Annotated in this window: 3 protein-coding genes; 1 reads left to right on the top strand and 2 read right to left on the bottom strand. The window is 68.1% G+C overall.

Annotated features, from left to right (window positions below):
- Positions 1-1,128, bottom strand: a 1,128-nt coding sequence (locus A5714_RS11615) for a cytochrome P450 (protein ID WP_068285338.1), incomplete at its 3' end; no start/stop codon positions are given.
- Positions 1,125-1,772, bottom strand: coding sequence for a TetR/AcrR family transcriptional regulator (locus A5714_RS11610; protein WP_068071733.1), 648 nt, complete (start codon positions 1,770-1,772; stop codon positions 1,125-1,127). The genes A5714_RS11615 and A5714_RS11610, both read right to left, overlap by 4 nt.
- 208 nt (positions 1,773-1,980) lie before the next feature.
- On the opposite strand from A5714_RS11610, the gene A5714_RS11605 reads away from it, so the two are divergent.
- Positions 1,981-2,551: aldehyde dehydrogenase family protein (locus A5714_RS11605; protein ID WP_156747276.1), on the top strand; the 571-nt coding region annotated here is incomplete at its 3' end.

Below are 2,551 nucleotides of genomic sequence, written 5' to 3'. Positions count from 1 at the left end.
TCCGCGGATTCGCTTGAACAACTCGGTGAGCGCCACGCGGGCTTCCATCCGGGCCAGATGGGCACCGAGGCAGAAGTGCGCGCCGCTACCGAAACTCATGAGTTTGGAACCGATCTCGCGTCCGATGACGTAGTCGTCGGGATTGTCGAACACCCGCTCGTCGCGATGCGCCGAACCGGGCAGCAGCAACAGGACGTCCCCGTCGGGGATGGTCGTGTCGTAGAGGGTCAGCTCGCCGGACACGGTGCGCGCCAGGATCTGGCTCGAGGTGTCGTAGCGCAGCGTCTCCTCGACCCACAGCGGCACCAGCGAGACGTCGTCGTAGACCCGCGCGAGCTGGTCGGGGTTCTTGTGCCCCCAAAATGCCGCGTTGGCAAGGAGTTTGGTGGTGGTCTCGTTGCCGGCGATCACCATCAGAAACATGAACCCCAGCACCTCGTCGTCGGTGAGCCGGTCACCGTCGATCTCGGCCTCGAGCAACGCGGTGGTCAGGTCGTCCGCCGGCGTCGTCCGGCGCTCGGCCACCATCTGCTGGTAGTAGACGATCAGGTTGAGCGAGGCCTCGATTGCCTCCGGGGGGACGTCGGTGACGCCCTCCTCGCGGTGCATGACGCCGTCGGCCCAAGCTCGTACCTGCACGCGGTCCGCTTCGGGAACCCCCATCAGCTCGGAGATGACATCCATCGGGAGCTTTCCGGCGAACTCGTCGACGTAATCGACCGTGCCCCCCTGCGCCCCGGCCAGCAGGGCGTCCAAATGCCGGGTCGCGATCTCGGTGACGCGCGGCTCGAGTTCGCGAATCCTCCTGGGCGTGAAGCCCTTCGACACCAGGGTGCGCAGCCGCAGGTGCGCCGGGTCGTCCATCGCGAGGAAGCTCATCGTCTTGCTGGCGTGCGGCCCGCGTGACGCCGGGTCCAGCGACACGCCGAACTTGTTGGAAAGCGTTGTGCTGTTGCGGAATCCCTGCAGCACGTCCCGGTGCCGCGACAACGCCCAGAAGGACAGCTCGTCGTTGCGGTACAACGGGGCATGGTCGCGCAGCCGCTTGTAGTACGGGTACGGATCCTCGTGGAAGTCGTAGTCGTAGGGGTCGAGAACCAGCTCGTGGTCGCCCGCCTGTACGGTCATCGCTCGCCGTCCTCAATCGGTCGTTCGGCCGTGTTTTCGGCGCCGGTCAGGAGGTGTCGCACCACGAAGGCCAGCCGGTCGGCGACCTCGTGGTAGGTGAACTCGCCGCTGCCCGCCTGAACGAGGGCGCCGAAGAAGGTCATCTCCAGCGCGGAGACGGTGGCCCGGTTGGCGCCCGGCCCGATGGCCGACGCGATGCGGCGGTGGATCTCGGCGCCGATGCGGTCGCGTGCCGCGCGGACCGCCGGGTCGGCGCCGCCGCTGAGCAGCGCCGTGGTGCAGGCCGCGCTGACCTCCGGCTCGTCGGCGACCACCAGGGTGAGGTGGCGCAGCACCTGCTCGACGCGGCTGACCATTGGGTCGTTGACGTCGGTGAAGTAGGGCACCTCACGCACCAGGTCCAGGTAGACCTCGGCGATCAGGTGGTTCTTGGACGAGAAGTAGGTGTAGGCGGTGGCCGGGGCGACCTTGGCGCGGGCGGCCACGGCGCGCACCGTCAAGTCCGCGTAGGACTTCTCGCGCAGCGTCTCGATGCCGGCGGCGAGCACCTTGCGGAAGGTCTCCTCCTGACGGCGATTGCGCGGCGGTGGGCCGGGCGGGCGCTCGCCGTGCGGCGTGATCGCCACCAGGGCATCGCTGGACACCTGTCCAAGCTATCCGATGCCGGGGCCGCGAAGCAAGGCCGGTCGGCAAACAACCTGCTGACTGCGCTATTTCGGCAACTTGGCGCCGCTGCGCGGGATCGGCTATTGCACGGCGTACAACCCGACGGCTATGGTTCGATCGGACCACACCGGACAACTGTCTATCGGAGCTGATGGATTGGCGTGGCCGCACAGACGGGAGCGGGAAATGGCCTTGTTGGCCGACGGCGTAAGCGAACTCTTCATCGACGGCAAGCTTTCGACCGGCAACGCCGGCACGTTCCCGACGGTGAATCCGGCGACCGAGGAGGTGCTCGGGGTCGCCGCCGACGCCGATGCGCAGGACATGGAACGCGCCATCGACGCCGCGCGCCGCGCCTTCGACGACACCGACTGGTCCCGCAACACCGAGCTGCGGGTGCGCTGCGTGCGCCAACTTCGTGACGCCATGCAAGAGCACGTCGAGGAGCTGCGGGAGATCACCATCGCCGAGGTCGGCGCCCCGCGAATGCTCACGGCGGCCGCCCAATTGGAAGGGCCGGTGGCGGACTTGAGCTTTGCGGCGGATACCGCCGAGGCGTACCAGTGGAGCCAGGATCTCGGTCAGGCGTCGCCGATGGGGATCCCGACCCGGCGCACCATCGCCCGGGAGGCCGTCGGTGTCGTCGGCGCGATCACGCCGTGGAACTTCCCGCACCAGATCAATCTGGCCAAGCTGGGGCCCGCCCTGGCCGCGGGCAACACGGTGGTGCTCAAGCCCGCGCCGGACACGCCGTGGT

It is taken from the genome of Mycobacterium sp. E2462 (genome assembly GCF_001672685.1).
GTDB lineage: Bacteria > Actinomycetota > Actinomycetes > Mycobacteriales > Mycobacteriaceae > Mycobacterium.
This window is presented reverse-complemented; position numbering and strand designations above follow the sequence as displayed.